Here is a 15,776-nt window from a genome sequence, read left to right as displayed (position 1 = left end):
GGAAAACCCCACCCCCACACAGCGCCGTTGGGGGCGGTTTTCCCCCCCGCGATGCTTTTGGACGATGCCTGCCTTGATCCCTAGCAACAAACTGTTACGGATTCAACCCCTGCGACAACCGGTCGCGCCCCGTATTCAAAGGGCTGCAGCCCGATCCACCCCAGGTCGGGTGGATGGCCAGGGGGTGGCATGACAGAATGCCCCGGTTTTCTGGCTGGCCCATCCCAAGGGCCGGCACCTTCCCTGTAAAGGATGGTTCCATGACTGATCTGTTGACCCGGCGCGCGGTAGTCGCCGGGATGGGCGTACTGGGGCTTGGCCTGTTGGCGGGTTGCAACCCGGCCCGCGGCCTGGACTTCAAGTACGGCAAGAACATGAGCAACGAGATCCTCGGGCGCAAATTCAAGCTCAAGGACACCCAGGGCAACGAACGCTCCCTGTCGAGCTTCTACGGCAGCATGCCGATGATTTTCTTCGGCTTCACCCAGTGCCCGGCGGTCTGCCCGACTGCGCTGGCGCGCGTGGCGCAGATCCGCAAGATGCTCCGGGGCCGTGACCTCGAGCTGTTCCAGCCAGTGCTCATCACCCTGGACCCGGAACGCGACACCCCCGAAGTGCTCGATGCCTACGTCAAGGCGTTCGACCCGTCGATCATCGCCCTGACCGGCACCCCCGAGGAAATCGCCGAAGTGGCCCGGGAGTTCAAGGTGTTCTACGAAAAAGTCCCGGTCGGCGACACCTATACCGTCTCTCACTCGTCCACCAGCTACGTCTACGATACCCGTGGCACCCTGCGCCTGAGCCTCGGCCATTCCCTCAACGCCAAGGAATGCACCGAAGACCTGCTCACCCTGATGGAGATTTGCTGAATGTCGATGCAACCGATCAAACGCACCCTGGCTGCCCTGGCTCTGTTCGGCCTGGCCCTGCCGGCCTTCGCCCAGACCACCGTGAGCGACGCCTGGGTGCGCGCCAGCGTGCCGCACCAGCAATCCACCGGTGCCTTCATGACCCTCACCGCCAGCAGCGATAGCAAACTGGTAAGCGTGGCATCGCCCGTAGCCAAGACCGTGCAGGTGCACGAAATGACCATGAACGGCGACGTGATGGGCATGCGTGAGGTCAAGGCGGTCGAGCTGCCGGCCGGCAAGCCGGTCACCCTCGACCCGAATGGCCTGCACGTGATGCTGATGGGCCTGAACCAGCAGGTGAAGGACGGTGAGCAGGTGCCACTGACCCTGACCATCGAAGATGCCAAGGGCGCCAAGGAAACCCTGCAGGTGCAGGCAACGGTGCGTCCGCTCACTGCCGAGGCGGGGGGCGGGCATGATCATATGCACATGAAGCACTGATCGAGTTGGGGCCGCTTATGCGGCCCTCACTTTTTCAGCCAGGTGTACAGGCTCCCGCGATGTGCGTTCAGCTACGGAAGCGGGGCAGCGGGCGTTCGATGCTCAGTGACGTCAGCGTCTTGCGCACCTGCGCTTCGTCGGCTTCCAGCGCCTTGAGGCTTGCGCGGATCTTGCCGGCGGCAGGCACGTCGCCCTGGCGATCGATCCAGTCGGCGATTTCCTTGCAGGCGCTGCTCAAGTTGGCTTGGCGCTGGGTCATCAGCGACAGCAGATTGGTGATTTCACGTTCGGACATGGCGGGATCCTCCGTTCAGCCCCTTGAGTGTAGCAGTGGCCTGCCAGGCTGCCTGGGGTGGATTGCCGCAAGCTGTCAGGGGGTAAGGCAGGCCTGGCGGTAAGCGCCTGGGGTGACGCCATAGGCCTGTTTGAACTGTCGGCTGAGGTGGCTCTGGTCGGCAAAACCCAGGTTGAAGGCGACTTCCAGGGCCGGCAGGCCGCTGCGCAGCAATTCCCGGGCGCGGGTCAGGCGGCGCTGCTTGAGCCAAGCATGGGGTGGCAGGCCGGTGGCCTGGCGGAATACCCGGGCGAAGTGGAAGGGCGAGAGGTTCACCGCCGCCGCCAGGGTTTCCAGCGACGGTGGATCGGCCAGCTGGCTTTCCAGCAACTCGCGGGCGCGGGCCACCGCCAGTGGCTCATGGCCGGGGGCGGCGGGTTCGGCGCAGTGGCCGTGGCGCTGCACCAGCGCCAATACCGCCTGGCGCCAGGCGGTCTGTTGTTCGAGGGCGCTGGCACCGGCTTCCGAACGCTGGTTCAGCTGGCTGAAGGCCGCGGCCAGTGCCGGGTCCTGGATCACACTGGCCTTGAACAGCGGCATGCCGTTGCGGCCCAGCTCCAGCTCGTCGAGCACCCCGCTGACCCGTGCGCATTCGGGGTAGAACCCACGGTAGCGCCAACCTGCCTCGTGGGCGGTGGCACCGGTGTGCAGCTCGTCGGGGTTGATCAACACCATGCTGCCCACCGGCGCCAGGTGCTCGCTGCCACGGTGCCAGAAGCGCTGGGCGCCGGACTCGATCACCGTGAACACGTAGCCTTCGTGCACATGCGGGGCAAAGCGCTGCTGGAAGTAACGGGCGTGCAGCATCTCGACGTCGCCCAGCGCCGGTGCTTGCCACAGGTGGGTCTGTTCGCGTTGGGGCGTGGTCATGCCAGCCAGCTGCGCAGCAGGAAGAAGATCAGCATGCTCGCCAGCATGCTCAGCAATACGCTGCGGGTCAACAGCACCAGGGTGATGGCCACCAGCGCGCCGAGCAGGTAGGGGTTGAGCGGGCTCAGATCGAGCTGGTGGCCAGGCAGGAAGATGATCGGCCCGCAGATGGCGGTGAGCATGCCGGGCACTGCAAAACCGAGGAACTGCCGGGCATTGGAGCTCAACCGCAAGGGCAGGCGCGGTTCCAGAAAGGCATAACGGTTGAGGAATACTACCGCCCCCATGGCGAAGATCAGCAGCCAGATCATGGGCGGCCTCCGGAGAATTTCTGACAGATGAAGCCCGCGGCCATGCCCAGCAGGCCGGCCGCCACCAGCGCGGTTTCCCAGTGCCAGAAGCTGAACAGCACCGAGCAGAACAGCGATACCGCCACGCACACCACCGTGGGCAGGTTGCGCACCAGCGGCGCGATCAGCGCGACAAAGGTGGCGACAATGGAGAAATCCAGGCCCAGCTGATCCAGGTGCGGGATGTTCTGGCCGAGGATGATGCCGGCCAGGGTGAACAGGTTCCACGCCACGTAGAAGGTCAGGCCCACCCCCAGGGCGTACCAGCGGTTGAACTGCTGCTGGTCGTGGTGGCTGGTCAGGGCGAAGAACTCATCGGTGAGCAGGAACCCCAACCCCAGCCGCCAGCGCGTCGGCAACCCCGACAGCACGGGCCGCATCGACAGCCCGTAAAGCAGGTGTTGCGAGGTAAGCAGCAGCGTGGTGAGCAGGATCGAGAACAGGTTGGCGCCGCCCTTGAGCATGCCGATCGCCACCAGTTGCGCGGCACCGGCGAAGACAATGGCCGATAACCCCTGGCCTTGCCAGGCACTGAGGTTGGCTTCGATGGCCATGGAACCGGCGAGCAGCCCCCAGGGGGCGACGGCCAGTGACAGCGGCAGGATGGCGATGGCGCCATGGACGAATGCCTGGCGGGCTAGGGTGGGGTTGGGCATGGGGCACGACAACGAATCGACAGGGTGGGCCAGCATGCCAGAGGTGCCGCCTGCTGGCTTGAACGTTCTTGCTGGTTTGCCGCCAAGGGCTCAGCGATTGCTCAAGTGCTGTTGCGCCGTCGCGCAGCCGTTGATTTCCACCGCCTTCTGTAGCAAGGCCTGGCGCCGCACCGGGTCGAGGTCACTGAGCAGGCGGAACACTTCGGCCTGGTAGTCGCGCTGGTGCCCCCACTGCAACGCCAGGCCTTGTGGCCGGCTGCGGCTGCAGGCCAGGCGGGTGGCCGGCTGCGGGTAGTAGGGCGCATACAGGGTGGCCATGCGGGGTATCGATTCCAGCGCCTCGCGGTAGGCAGGGCTGCTGTTGTACGGCCGACACCAACGGGCGATGGCCAGTGCAGGCGGGGCAAAACCTTGCTTGAGGCTGGCTTCCAGCAGTGGGCAGGCTGCGTCCGGGATCTGCGTGGTCGGCAGGAAGGTGATGTAGTACAGCGCCAGGCGGTACTGCGCGACCGGGTGATCGAGCGCCACTGACTTCTTCAATAGCGTCACCGCAGTGGGCAGGGTGCGGGCCATGGCCTGGCCCTGGCGGCTCAGTTCGGGGTCGCTTGCAGCGGTACGCAACGGGCTGGCGCTGTCGTCTGCCATGTCCGCCTGTTCCAGTAACGGCAAGGCCTGGCGGTAGAGCAGGTCAGCATGCGGGTCGATGCTCACCTCCAACGCCTGGGCAGCGAACGTCGTCAGCAGCAGCGGCAGACAGGCCGCGCGCAGGGTGTTAAGCCCCAGGCGCGGGTAGACGGCTTGAATGGTCATGGCAGGTGCGGGTGTGCCTCAGGCGAATCAGGTGCGACGACAGCGTATTCTAGCCATCCTCGTCCGCTCGCCGGAAGTCCGGGAAACCCCTATCAGCCCTGCTTGGCCGGCGGCACTCTGCGTTGCGCGTGTTTTTCCTGGGCCAGGCCCAGCTTGGCGGTGATCACCTTGGCCAGAGCATTGTTGCCTTGATCGTTGAAGTGCAGGCGATCGACGAACAGGTCTTCGGCAAAAGCCGGTGAGCTGCTGAGCATGCAGTTCATATCGTAGCAAGGGACCGGCTCGGCCTGGCTTCTGATGCGTCGAAAGAACGCCGAGTGCAGCTGGCGATCGTAGCTGTCACCGAGCAGGCGATCGAAGTTCGTCGGTTGCTTCGCCAGCCCGGCCAGCATCGATTGTTCGCCGGCGGGCAGCGTCTCGCGGCACCAGGGCAGCAGCGGCTGGAGGATGAAGGTCAGGCTGGTATGGTCGTCTGCCAGCAGCCGCTCCCATTGGCGCAAGGTCCGGCCGATGTTGTCGGCGGCCCGGGCCAGGCGTTTGTCCGCGGGCGACAACGCATCGAGCGTCGGCCACTGCGGCGCCTGGCGAGGTGCAACGGCATGCCGCAGCTGCTGCCACCATGATGCGTGGTGCGTCGGCACGGTGTCCTGCACTCCCTCGTTGAAGCGATTGAGAAACGCCAGGTGGGCCTGCGAGCTCTGCGGGTCATGGGCAGCGGCGAGTATCTCGACCAGTGCCTCTTGGGCGAGGCTGTTCAACCCGCTGAGTACCACCACATGGCCGAGCTGGCCAAAGCGGTGCTGATGGGTGAGGAACAGCAGCAACTCCTGTGTGGCGTTGAGCCCGCATCCGGCCAGGCTTAGCCAGGTCTCGCCGGTCAGCAGCGACAGATTGGACGCCACCGTATGTTCATCGGAGCTGGCACCGACCCCCAGCGCGGTGGAGCCCCCCACCAGCAGGTTGATGCGCCCTGCGCCTGCGCACTCGGCCACCGAAAAGCGCTTGCCGGCGCGATGGCTGTAGCGCATCCCCTGTGCGTCGGTGTTGATGGTGCTGGAGCGATAGCCCTGTTCGTGCACGTACAGCGTCTGCGGTGCGCGGCGGCTGCCCAGCTGCAGGAAGCGCTGATAGCTGTCCTGCAACGGCTGCGCAGCACCTGCCGTGGGCCTGGCGATCAGGGTCATGGACGCTCCTTGGCGGCGTGCCGCACGTCAGGGCTCAGGCCGCCAGGGCCTTGAGGTTGTAGGCCAGGCCCACGCCGGCGATCAGCAGCAGGGCAACCCCCGAAGCCAGGCTGATCAGGCGGTTGCTGCGCTGCGAGGCGATCTTGCCGATGGCGAAGATGTACAGGCTGAGCACGGCGAAGTCGATGGCGATCCACAGCAGTGACAGCACCACCATGCTCTTGCCGAACGACTCGGTGATCTGGATGAACTGCGGGAAGAACGAGATGAAGAAGATGATGTCCTTGGGATTGGAGATGCCGACCATGAACCCCTGTAGCAGGCCGCCGCGGGTGGCCGCTGGCGCTTCGGCTGCGGCCTGCTGTGCTGGGGCCTGCAGGGCTTCGCGCAGGGTGCTCACGGCGATGTAGCCGATGAACAGGCAGCCCAGCAGGCTCATGCCGTTGAGCCAGGTTTTGTCGATGGCTGCGCTGGTCATGATGATCCAGGCCGCGACGCCGATCAGCACCAGTGAGGCCCAGTTGGTGCCGATGGCGGTGAACAGGGCCTTGCGCGAGCCGGCGGCGGCGGCGGTGTTGACGATCAACGCCACTACCGGGCCGGGTGTGGCGATCAGCAGCAGGACGGTGAGGGCGTAGGTGGCGGTCAGTGCGGTATTCACGTTCAGTTCTCGATCAAAGGGTCAGGTGTTGCGGGGGCATGGAATGGGCAGCGGGCCGGGTTCAGCGAGCCGGGCTCCTGCAGTTGGTACTGCTGCCATTCGAAGTTGTCGTGCTGGCCGAAGAAGCCCAGCGAGGCCGGCATCACGCCATCGTTGTAGTGCTGCACCCGCTCGCGGATGCGTGCGCGGATTCGCTGGCCGCTGGCGGTGCTGGCACTGGCCACCTCGTCGAAACTTTCCCGCGGGTTGATCACCCAGGCAATGTGTCGGCCCAGGTTGCGGCTTTTCATCAGGCGGTGGGCAGGGAAGTTCATGTTGATGAACAGCGGCATGCCGGCGAAGCAGAACGACCACTGATTGTCATGCGGGTCTTCTGGCACCTCGCGTGGCCAGGGGCTGGGGTCACGGCTGTGCACCTGACGCAGTACCTCCCAGGCCAGGGCCTGCTGCTGTTGCAGCGAGGTGTCGGCGGCGGTTTGCAGGAACACCAGCAACGGGTTGCCGATGCGCTGCTTGAGCGGTATGGGCTCGATGGTGGCGATGTAGTCGGCAAGGCCCCGGGCGATGTCGTCGGCCAGTTGCTCTGCACGGGCGAAGAGGATGTGGCAGGTGCGCGCATTGACCGCCTTGCGCCCGAACAGGCAAGGGAAGTCAGGGTTGGCGAGGGTTTCCTTGAAGTGTTCTATGGCCTTGTGTGTCCAGTGGTGTGGGTTCTGAACATGTTCATCGGCCAGCTCCAGCGCATCCAGGCGGTAGCAATTTCCATAACCCGTAAACATGATTTCCCCAGGTAGTCGCAAATCGGCAGTTAAGGTGGTTTTACCGGCATATCCATACGGTTAACCGCTCTATATTTGTTGTTTCCGGCATTTTCCGAGAAGGGTCATAGGTTGTAAAACGCCTGGAACTATGACCAACTATTAGTCTCGCTCATGCTCTGGAAAGCCCCATGTCGGAACGGATTCAGGCCCTGCACGCCCTGCGTGCCTTCGAAGTCGCCTCGCGCTATGGCTCCTTCACTCGCGCCGCCCAGGAGCTGGCGCTGACCCAGGGCGCGGTCAGCCATCACATCAAGACACTCGAAGCCTTGTTCGGCTGCGACCTGTTCGAGCGGCGCGGCCCCAAGCTGCGCCTCACCGAGCATGGCCGGCTGCTGGCCGAGGAACTCAAGGTCGGCTTCAAGATCATCGAAAACGCCTGTGCCTTGCTGCGCCAGGACCGCTACGGCCTGCGCCTGAAGGCGCCGTCCACGCTGACGGTGCGCTGGCTGCTGCGCGCGCTGGACGGTTTCAAGAAAGTCGACAACAGCTGCGCGGTGCAGCTGTCGAGCGTGTGGATGGACATCGACGCCGTGGACTTCTACTCCGAGCCTTACGACTGCGCCATCCTGCTCGGCAACGGGCGTTTCCCGGCAGACGTCGAGAGCCTGAAGCTGTTCGATGAATGGCTGATCCCGGTCTGCCACCCCGACTACCTGCCCGGGCCCGCGCCGGAACTGGCCGTGCTCGACGGCTGCGAGCTGCTTCACCCCTCACCGGACCGGCGCGACTGGCGGCGCTGGCTGGCGCGGGTGGAGGCGCCGCACATCAGCATCGACCAGGGCCAGGTGTTCGATACCCTCGACCAGGGCATCTCGGCGGCCCAGCAGGGCCTGGGCATTTCGGTGGTCGACCTGGTGCTGGCCAGCGCCGACCTGGCCGCCGGCAACCTGGTCACGCCCTTCCCGCAGGCAGTCGCGACCGGCGACGGTTATTACATGACCTGGCTCAAGTCCAGCCCCAAGGCCCGCCAGATGCACAAGCTGCGCGACTACCTGCTGGCCCGGGTGCCGGCCCTGGCGCACAAGGACATCAGTTACCTGTACGGCTGACCCCGTTGCCGGGGAACACCCGTTCGAGCATGAAGTCGATGAACACCCGCAACCGCGGCGGCACCTGCCGCCCCGACGGCCACAGCAGGTAGAAGCTGCCGCGCCGTTCGATGAAGTCGTCGAGCACGCTCACCAGGCTGCCGCTGGCCAGCGCGGCGCGCACGCTGAAGTCCGGCAGGCAGGTTATGCCGCGGTGGTTGAGGGCAAAGCAGATGCGCGTCTCGACATGGTTGCAGACCATCGAGATGGGAATCTCGTAGTCCTGCTCGGGGTGTTCGCGGCGCAGCGGCCAGGTTTCCAGCTTGCCACTGCTGGGGAAACGGTAGTGCAGGCAGCGGTGCCCGGCCAGCTCGCGTGGATGCTCGGGCAGGCCATGCTCGCGCAGATAGTCGGGGGAGGCCACCAGGCGGTGCTGGAAATGGCCGAGAAACTTGGCGTTCAGGCGCGAATCCAGCGGTTGGCCACCGCGCATCACGACGTCAAAACCCTCGCCGATGATGTCGACCATGCGGTCGCTGAAGTCCAGGTCCAGCTCGATGTCCGGGTAGCGCGCCATGAACTCGGCCAGTGCCGGCATCACCAGCCCGGTCACCTGCGGCAGGCTTACCCGCAGCCGCCCGCGTGGGGCGCCGTTGGCCTGCGACAGTTCCTGCTCGGTGGCTTCGATCTCGGCGAGGATGCGCCGGCTGCGCTCGAGAAACAGCGCGCCCTCGGCGGTCAGGGTGATGCTGCGGGTGCTGCGGTGGAACAACCGCACGCCCAGGCGGCCCTCCAGGCGCGCCACGCGTTTGCCCACCGCCGAGGCACTGATGCCCAGCGACTGGCCGGCAGCGACGAAGCTGCGGGTTTCGGCAACCCGGTTGAAAACCACGAAACCGCTGAGGCTGTCCATGTCGTGCTCCGATTGCGGACGTTGATGTCCTGGGTGAGCGGAATTCTACCCATCTTTTTCCGTAGTGCCTCGGCGCCGCAAGATGCCTGCCTTGATCATTGCCCAGGACGACACCCCCATGAACCCTGCCTTCACCGTCGTAGCGGCGCCCGCCAACGCCACGCGCCTGCCCTTGAGCGGGCTGCTGGCCCTGGCCCTGACCGGCTTCATCGCCATCCTCAGCGAAACCCTGCCCGCCGGCCTGCTCGACCAGGTCGCCAACGGCATGCACATCAGCCAGGCCATGGCCGGGCAATGGGTCACCGCCTACGCGCTGGGCTCGTTGCTCACCGCCATCCCGCTGGTCACCCTGACCCAAGGCTGGCGGCGGCGCCGGGCGCTGCTGCTGGCCATCGCCGGTTTCATCCTGTTCAACGGCCTGACCGCACTGTCCAGCGACAATCAGCTGACCTTGCTGCTGCGCTTTCTCACCGGCGCCGCCGCCGGCCTGGCCTGGGGCCTGATCGCCGGGCATGCGCGGCGCATGGTGGCACCGGCACAACAAGGCAAGGCGATGGCCCTGGCCATGCTCGGCCAGCCCATCGCCTTGTCGCTGGGCTTGCCCATCGGCACCTGGCTGGGCGCCTGGCTAGGTTGGCGCGCCGCCTTCGTGGTGGTCACCCTGGCGGCCTTGCTGCTGGTGGCCTGGGTGCTGCGCGCAGTGCCGGACTTCCCCGGCCAGGCCGCCGGCAAGCGCCCGGCTGCGCTGGGCGTGCTGCGTACCCCAGGGGTGGCGCGGGTGCTGCTGGTGATCCTGGCGTGGATCCTCGGCCACAACATCCTCTACACCTACATCGTGCCGCTGCTGGCGGCGGCCGGCATGGGCGCCGATGTCGGCCAGGTGCTGATGACCTTCGGCCTGGCTTCGCTGGCCGGCATTGCCCTGGTCGGGCTTGGCGTCGACCGCCATCTGCGCGGCCTGGTGCTGCTGTGCCTGGCCGGTTTCGCCGTGGCCACGTTGGCCCTGGGCCACACCCAAGGTTCGGCCTGGCTGGTGCATGCCAGCGTGGCCTTGTGGGGGCTGACCTACGGCGGCGCCCCGACCCTGCTGCAGACCGCCTGCGCCGACGCGGCGGGCGAGGGCGGCGATGTGGCGCAGTCGATGTTGGTGACGGTGTGGAACACTGCGATCGCCCTGGGTGGGATCATCGGCGGGCTGCTGTTGACCGGGGCCGGGGTCGGCTCGTTCGGTGGCGTGGTGCTGGCGCTCATCGGGCTGGCCTGGCTGTTGGTGTTTGCCGGGCGCCGCGCCGGATTCGTCACTGGCGCACGCTGATCGGCCGCTGCAGGGTGTAGAATCGCCCTCCAGCAATCCAAGCAAGGACCACGCAGTGCAGCGCCAACAGGGCTTTGTCCTCACCCGCCATTGGCACGACACGCCCGAAGGCACCTGCGTCGAGTTCTGGCTGGCCACCGACCAGGGCCCACGCCACTTGCGCCTGGCGCCGCAACCGTCGGTGGCGTTCATCCCCGTCGCCCAGGCCGAGCATGCCCGAGTGCTGCTGGCCGGTGAGCAGGGGGTCGAGCTCAAGCCGCTGCAACTGCGCGACTTCGACCAGCGCCCGGTGCTGGGCCTGTACTGCCGCCAGCACCGTCAGCTGATCGCCCTCGACAAGCGCCTGCGCGCTGCCGGCATCGAGGTGTTCGAAGCCGATATCCGTCCGCCCGAGCGCTACCTGATGGAGCGTTTCATCACCGCCCCGGTGCGTTTCGATGGCCGGCCCGATGCCAACGGCACGCTGATCGACGCCCAGCTCAAGCCCGACCCCGACTACCGCCCGCCGCTGCGCCTGGTCTCCCTCGACATCGAGACCAGCGAGCGTGGCGAGCTGTACAGCATCGGCCTGGAAGGCTGCGGCCAGCGCACGGTGTACATGCTGGGCCCGGCCAATGGCGATGCCAGCCAGGTGGATTTCGACCTGCACTACTGCGACGACCGCGCCGGGCTGATCCACTGTCTCAACCAGTGGCTGGCGCGCCACGACCCCGACGCGATCATCGGCTGGAACCTGGTGCAGTTCGACCTGCGCTTGCTGCACGAACACGCCAAGCGGCTGAACGTGCCGCTGTGCCTGGGCCGCGACGGCGCGCCGCTGCACCTGCGCGAGCATGGCAGCCGCAGCCACTTCTTCGCCGAAGCCCCCGGGCGGCTGCTGATCGATGGCATCGAGGCGCTGCGTTCAGCCACCTGGAGTTTCCCCTCGTTCAGCCTGGAGAGCGTCGCCCAGCAGTTGCTCGGCGAGGGCAAGGCCATCAGCACCCCCTACCAGCGCATGGACGAGATCAACCGCCAGTTCGCCGAGGACAAGCCGGCGCTGGCCCGCTACAACCTAAAGGACTGTGAACTGGTCACGCGGATCTTCGCCCACACCCGGCTGCTCGACTTCCTGCTGGAGCGCGCCAGCGTCACCGGCCTGCCGGTGGACCGCAGTGGCGGCTCGGTGGCCGCGTTCTGTCATCTGTATATTCCGCCCATGCACCGCCTGGGCTTTGTCGCGCCCAACCTGGGCAGCCGCCCCGACGAAGCCAGCCCTGGCGGCTTCGTCATGGACTCGCGCCCGGGGCTGTACGACTCGGTACTGGTGCTCGACTACAAGAGCCTGTACCCGTCGATCATCCGCACCTTCCTGATCGACCCGGTGGGCCTGGTCGAGGGCCTGCGCGAGCCAGATGACGCGCATTCGGTCGAGGGTTTCCGGGGCGGGCGCTTCTCGCGCAGCGAGCACTGCCTGCCGGCCATCGTCGAGCGCGTGTGGCAAGGGCGCGAGGCCGCCAAGCGCGACGGCAATGCGCCGTTGTCCCAGGCGCTGAAGATCATCATGAACGCCTTCTATGGCGTGCTCGGTTCCAGTGGTTGCCGGTTCTTCGACCCGCGGCTGGCCTCGTCGATCACCATGCGCGGCCACCAGATCATGCGCCAGACCCGGGCACTGGTGGAGGCGCGGGGCTACGACGTGATCTACGGCGACACCGACTCCACCTTCGTCTGGCTCAAGGGCGCCCATGGCGAGGAGGCCGCGGCGCGCATCGGCCGTGCGCTGGTGGCCGAGGTCAATCAATGGTGGCGCCAGCACCTGGGCGAAACCATGGGGCTGGACAGTGCCCTGGAACTGCAGTTCGAAACCCATTACCGGCGCTTCCTGATGCCCACCATCCGCGGCACCGAAGAGGGCAGCAAGAAGCGCTACGCCGGCCTGGTACAGCGCCAGGATGGCAGCGAGGACATGGTCTACAAGGGCCTGGAATCAGTGCGCACCGACTGGTCGCCCCTGGCCCGGCAGTTCCAGCAAACGCTTTACGGCCGGGTGTTCCGTGGCCAGCCGTATCGCGACTATGTACGTGAAACCGTGCAGCGCCTGCTGGCGGGCGAGGATGACGAGCTGCTGGTGTACCGCAAGCGCCTGCGCCGGCCCCTGGCGGACTACCAGCGCAACGTGCCGCCCCATGTGCGCGCCGCGCGCCTGGCCGATGAATACAACGCCCGGCTGGGACGGCCCAAGCAGTACCAGAACGGCGGCTGGATCAGTTACCTGATCACCACCTCAGGCCCCGAACCGCTGGAGAACCGCCAGTCCCCGATTGACCACCAGCACTACCTGAGCCGTCAGTTGCAGCCGGTGGCCGACGCCATCCTGCCGTTCGTGGGCGATGACTTCGCGGCGCTGACCGGGCAGCAACTGCCGCTGTTCTAACGCCGCACTTCGTAGGTGGCCAACTGGGCGAACCAGAAGCCCGAGACGATGCACCACGCCAGGCTGACGCCGAAGAAAATACCCAGCCCTTGCAGGAACCCAACGTTGAACAGGGTGATCAGAGCAACCAGCCGGATCAAGCCCAGGGGAACCTACAGGACGATGTTGTTGACGCTGATGACGAAGGCTTTCACGGGCGTATTCCTTACTGAATGTGAACAAGCGATGCCGCTCCCGAGTCGCGCGCCTGCTATCACAATGCCTCCAGCCATTGGCCCGCGGGCGGTTGGACTATGCTCAGGGTGTCGCACCCCGTTACCACTCAGACATCGCAAGTTACTTTTGCCCGCGTTGTCCGCCGGGTTCGGTGGTTTAGGCTCGCATGTCGGATCTTTCGCCAGGATCTGTAGTCATGAGAATTAACAAGGAGATGCCCATGCTCGTCAGGTCACTGACCCTCGCCACCCTGTTCGCCTTCGCGGGCCCCCTGCTTGCCGCCGACAGCGATGCCCCCCTGGCCAAGGAGCAGGGCAAGGCGCGGCCGCTGGTGGTGATTGCGCCCAGCAGCGCCGACCCGACCTTGCGCGGCCTCAACGAGGCCTTGAAAGACCCGGCCGTGCAGGCCGGTTTCAAGGAGCGTGGGCTGGTGTTGTACAGCGTCGCCCAGATGATGGGTAAACGTGAGGACAAGAACCTCGAACAGCAGACCACCATGGCCCTGATTCGCGAGCTGCAGCTCGGCGCCAGCAAGGGCACCAAGGTGATCCTGGTGGGCAAGGATGGCGAACGCCACGTCCTCAAGGATGATGACAGCGGTGAAAAAATCGACCCGCAGGTGATCTTCAAGGCCGTCGACGAACTGCCGGCCAGTGAAAAGGCGGTCACTGCGCCGGAGCCGGTGGCGGTGGCACCGGCCGAACCCAAGGCCAAGGACAGCAAGCCAGCCAAGCCCGCCAAACCGGCCAAGCCTGCCGAACCGCCCAAGCCTCTGGACGACTGACCGCGCTGCCACGGCCTTCTGCGCCAGCAGGAGGCCTTTCCTGTATCACTGTGTATCTGCGCCTCATCACGACCGACTGGCATACAAAACGCCGCTCATCGCGATACACCCACGACACACCGCGCCGTTTCAATGGCTCCACTTTCCAACCACAAGTGGAGCGACACCATGAAAACGACCCCCAAGACCCTCGGCCTGCTCGGCGCCACCCTGCTCGGTGGCCTGGTGCTGGGCAACAGTGCGTTTGCCGTTGAACCCTTGAGCCAGGGCTACCAGTTGGCAGCGGCCAAGGCCGCTGGTGAAGGCAAATGCGGCGAGGGCAAATGTGGCGGCAGCGGCAAGGCCAGCCAGGCCGAAGGCAAGTGTGGTGCCGACGCGAAGGCCGACAAGGCAGAGGGCAAGTGCGGCGAAGGCAAGTGCGGCGCCGAAGGCAAAGGCAAAGCCTGATCCCCTTGCTGTAGCGTGGCGCCTTGGGCGCCGCGCGCTTTTCTGGAGGCTGACCCATGAATGCGCAACCCTTGCACACAGGCCTTGGCCTGCGTCGCGGCCTGCTGCCCGAATTGCTGAAGATGGAGGCGGGCGCCGTGGACTTTCTCGAGTGCGCCCCGGAAAACTGGATCGGGGTCGGCGGCGCCTTCGGCCAGGGCCTGGAACGCCTGGCCGAACGACTCCCCATCGCCTGCCATGGCCTGTCGCTGTCCCTGGGGGGCACCGCGTCGCTGGACCGCGTGTTCCTCGATCGCACCCGGCAGTTCCTCGACCGTTTTCAGGTGCGCCTGTACAGCGAGCACCTGAGCTACTGCAGCGACGACGGCCACCTCTACGACCTGATGCCCATTCCCTTCACCGACGAGGCCGTGCGCCATGTGGCCGCGCGTATCCGCCAGGCCCAGGAAATCCTGGGGCGGCGCATCGCCGTTGAGAACATCAGCTACTACGCCGCGCCTTACCAGGCCATGAGCGAGCTGGCGTTCATTCGCGCGGTGCTCGACGAGGCCGACTGCGACCTGCTGCTGGACGTCAACAACCTGTTCGTCAACGCCTGCAACCACGGTTATGACGCTCAAGCCTTCCTGGCCGCAATTCCCGCCGAGAGGGTAGTGGGCATGCACGTTGCCGGCCACTACGACGAGGCGCCGGACCTCAAGGTCGACACCCACGGCGCCCCGGTCAAAGACGCGGTGTGGGAGCTGTTCGCCGAGGCCTGCCAACGCTTCGGTGCCAAGCCCACGGTGCTCGAACGCGACTTCAACTATCCGCCGCTGGCCGAACTGCTGGCCGAGACCACGCACATCCGCGCCCTGCAGCAAGCTCACGGAGCGCTCCACCATGCCTGAGACCCTGCGCGCGCAACAATTCACCCTGGCCCGGCACCTGCGCGATCCCGCCGCCAACCCACCGCCGCCGGGCATCGAGGAACGGCGCCTGAAGATCTATCGCGAGCTGTTCTATGGCGCCGTCGAAGGCCTGCTGGCCGGCAGTTTCCCGGTCCTGCGGCGCACCCTGGGCGATCGGCGCTGGCATGCCCGGGTGAGGGACTTCTACGCCAGTTACCGCAGTCAGACGCCGCTGTTCACCGAGCTGGCCGAGGCGTTCATCGACTACTTGCAAGGCATCGAGCCCGACACGCCCTGGCAACTGGAACTGGCGCACTACGAGTGGGTCGAGGCGCAGCTGTACCTGAGCGATGCCCGGGACCCGCCCCACGACCCGGGTGGCGACCTGCTCGGCGGCGAGCCGCTGCTGTCCTGCGTGGCGCGGGTGTTGGCCTACCGTTGGCCGGTGGAGCGGATTGGCCCGGACTTCCAGCCTGACCAGCCGCCCGCGTCGCCAACGCTGTTGCTGGTGCATCGGGATGCTGAGCTGCAGGTGCGTTTCGCCCGCATTGCGCCACTGGCCTGGCAACTGCTGGCCGGGTTGCCAGGCACCGGTGCCGAGCGCTTGCGCGCCCTTGGCAAGGACGAGGTGCAACGCCAGGGCCTGGAACTGCTGGAACAGTTGCGCACCCAAGGGATCATCGTCGGCACCCGGCTCTCGAATTGAGTGCGTCCCTCGTAGGCGCGGCT

The 15,776-nt window shown here is 66.1% G+C and carries 18 protein-coding genes and 1 pseudogene; 9 read left to right on the top strand and 10 right to left on the bottom strand.

The genetic code is table 11. The features are described from left to right. The first annotated feature begins 260 nt into the window (after positions 1-260). Both ACO6VM_RS06025 and ACO6VM_RS06020 read left to right on the top strand, forming a co-directional pair. Entirely contained in the window at positions 261-869 is a 609-nt protein-coding gene (locus tag ACO6VM_RS06025; protein WP_125464547.1) for an SCO family protein, read from the top strand. Then, the gene (locus tag ACO6VM_RS06020) at positions 870-1,352 is read left to right on the top strand and encodes a copper chaperone PCu(A)C (RefSeq protein WP_110996176.1); all 483 of its coding nucleotides are present in this window, start codon (positions 870-872) and stop codon (positions 1,350-1,352) included. 67 nt (positions 1,353-1,419) lie between these two features. Here the strand turns inward: ACO6VM_RS06020 and ACO6VM_RS06015 are convergent, their stop codons facing one another. The 8 genes from ACO6VM_RS06015 to ACO6VM_RS05980 all read right to left on the bottom strand — a co-directional run bounded on the left by ACO6VM_RS06015 (position 1,420) and on the right by ACO6VM_RS05980 (position 6,996). Continuing rightward, a complete protein-coding gene (locus ACO6VM_RS06015) occupies positions 1,420-1,647 on the bottom strand; it encodes a hypothetical protein (RefSeq protein ID WP_110996175.1) in 228 nt (75 codons plus the stop codon). Positions 1,648-1,722: 75 nt separating this feature from the next. Continuing rightward, positions 1,723-2,556: an AraC family transcriptional regulator gene (locus ACO6VM_RS06010; protein WP_401058422.1), complete on the bottom strand. Its 834-nt coding sequence runs from the start codon at positions 2,554-2,556 to the stop codon at positions 1,723-1,725. Further along, positions 2,553-2,867, bottom strand: a complete 315-nt coding sequence (locus ACO6VM_RS06005; protein ID WP_401058424.1) for an AzlD domain-containing protein — start codon at positions 2,865-2,867, stop codon at positions 2,553-2,555. The genes ACO6VM_RS06010 and ACO6VM_RS06005 overlap by 4 nt, the downstream gene beginning before the upstream one ends. Continuing rightward, positions 2,864-3,562 carry an AzlC family ABC transporter permease gene (locus ACO6VM_RS06000; protein WP_125859123.1) on the bottom strand — a complete coding sequence of 233 codons (699 nt, stop codon included), beginning with the start codon at positions 3,560-3,562 and terminating at the stop codon, positions 2,864-2,866. Before ACO6VM_RS06000 ends, ACO6VM_RS06005 begins: the two co-directional genes overlap by 4 nt. Positions 3,563-3,652: 90 nt before the next feature. Then, a complete protein-coding gene (locus tag ACO6VM_RS05995) occupies positions 3,653-4,372 on the bottom strand; it encodes a sel1 repeat family protein (protein ID WP_401058426.1) in 720 nt (239 codons plus the stop codon). Between the two features lie 92 nt (positions 4,373-4,464). Then, on the bottom strand, positions 4,465-5,556 hold the full coding sequence (locus ACO6VM_RS05990; protein ID WP_401058428.1) for a hypothetical protein: 1,092 nt from the start codon (positions 5,554-5,556) through the stop codon (positions 4,465-4,467). A 34-nt stretch (positions 5,557-5,590) separates the two neighbouring features. After that, positions 5,591-6,217, bottom strand: a complete 627-nt coding sequence (locus tag ACO6VM_RS05985; protein ID WP_401058430.1) for a LysE family translocator — start codon at positions 6,215-6,217, stop codon at positions 5,591-5,593. A 2-nt stretch (positions 6,218-6,219) separates the two neighbouring features. Next, positions 6,220-6,996: a YqcI/YcgG family protein gene (locus ACO6VM_RS05980; protein ID WP_401058431.1), complete on the bottom strand. Its 777-nt coding sequence runs from the start codon at positions 6,994-6,996 to the stop codon at positions 6,220-6,222. 170 nt (positions 6,997-7,166) lie between these two features. Between ACO6VM_RS05980 and ACO6VM_RS05975 the strand changes: the two genes are divergently transcribed. Continuing rightward, positions 7,167-8,087: a LysR substrate-binding domain-containing protein gene (locus ACO6VM_RS05975; protein ID WP_401058433.1), complete on the top strand. Its 921-nt coding sequence runs from the start codon at positions 7,167-7,169 to the stop codon at positions 8,085-8,087. On the opposite strand, the gene ACO6VM_RS05970 is transcribed toward ACO6VM_RS05975, so the two are convergent. Beyond that, the gene (locus ACO6VM_RS05970; RefSeq protein ID WP_347149621.1) at positions 8,068-8,979 is read right to left on the bottom strand and encodes a LysR family transcriptional regulator; all 912 of its coding nucleotides are present in this window, start codon (positions 8,977-8,979) and stop codon (positions 8,068-8,070) included. The genes ACO6VM_RS05975 and ACO6VM_RS05970 overlap by 20 nt on opposite strands. Before the next feature lie 118 nt (positions 8,980-9,097). On the opposite strand from ACO6VM_RS05970, the gene ACO6VM_RS05965 reads away from it, so the two are divergent. After that, positions 9,098-10,294, top strand: a complete 1,197-nt coding sequence (locus ACO6VM_RS05965) for an MFS transporter (RefSeq protein WP_401058474.1) — start codon at positions 9,098-9,100, stop codon at positions 10,292-10,294. A 55-nt stretch (positions 10,295-10,349) separates the two neighbouring features. Continuing rightward, positions 10,350-12,710: a DNA polymerase II gene (locus ACO6VM_RS05960; RefSeq protein ID WP_401058437.1), complete on the top strand. Its 2,361-nt coding sequence runs from the start codon at positions 10,350-10,352 to the stop codon at positions 12,708-12,710. Here the strand turns inward: ACO6VM_RS05960 and ACO6VM_RS05955 are convergent. After that, a complete protein-coding gene (locus tag ACO6VM_RS05955) occupies positions 12,707-12,850 on the bottom strand; it encodes a hypothetical protein (protein WP_422402915.1) in 144 nt (47 codons plus the stop codon). The two genes, ACO6VM_RS05960 and ACO6VM_RS05955, sit on opposite strands and share 4 nt — an antisense overlap. Positions 12,851-13,146: 296 nt before the next feature. On the opposite strand from ACO6VM_RS05955, the gene ACO6VM_RS05950 reads away from it, so the two are divergent. From ACO6VM_RS05950 to ACO6VM_RS05935, 4 genes and pseudogenes are all read left to right on the top strand, one after another. Next, the gene (locus ACO6VM_RS05950) at positions 13,147-13,710 is read left to right on the top strand and encodes a DUF4174 domain-containing protein (RefSeq protein ID WP_401058441.1); all 564 of its coding nucleotides are present in this window, start codon (positions 13,147-13,149) and stop codon (positions 13,708-13,710) included. A gap of 168 nt (positions 13,711-13,878) precedes the next feature. Next, positions 13,879-14,133, top strand: a pseudogene (locus ACO6VM_RS05945) (EF-hand domain-containing protein); the annotation flags it as partial. A gap of 80 nt (positions 14,134-14,213) precedes the next feature. Continuing rightward, positions 14,214-15,047 carry a DUF692 domain-containing protein gene (locus ACO6VM_RS05940; RefSeq protein WP_401058443.1) on the top strand — a complete coding sequence of 278 codons (834 nt, stop codon included), beginning with the start codon at positions 14,214-14,216 and terminating at the stop codon, positions 15,045-15,047. Next, positions 15,040-15,753, top strand: coding sequence for a DNA-binding domain-containing protein (locus tag ACO6VM_RS05935; RefSeq protein WP_401058445.1), 714 nt, complete (start codon positions 15,040-15,042; stop codon positions 15,751-15,753). The genes ACO6VM_RS05940 and ACO6VM_RS05935 overlap by 8 nt, the downstream gene beginning before the upstream one ends. The last annotated feature ends 23 nt before the right edge of the window (positions 15,754-15,776 follow it).

This window comes from Pseudomonas sp. GZD-209 (genome assembly GCF_049310485.1).
Lineage (GTDB): Bacteria > Pseudomonadota > Gammaproteobacteria > Pseudomonadales > Pseudomonadaceae > Aquipseudomonas > Aquipseudomonas sichuanensis.
Note: the sequence above shows the minus strand (reverse complement) of the source record. Positions and strands in the feature narration are given on the sequence as shown.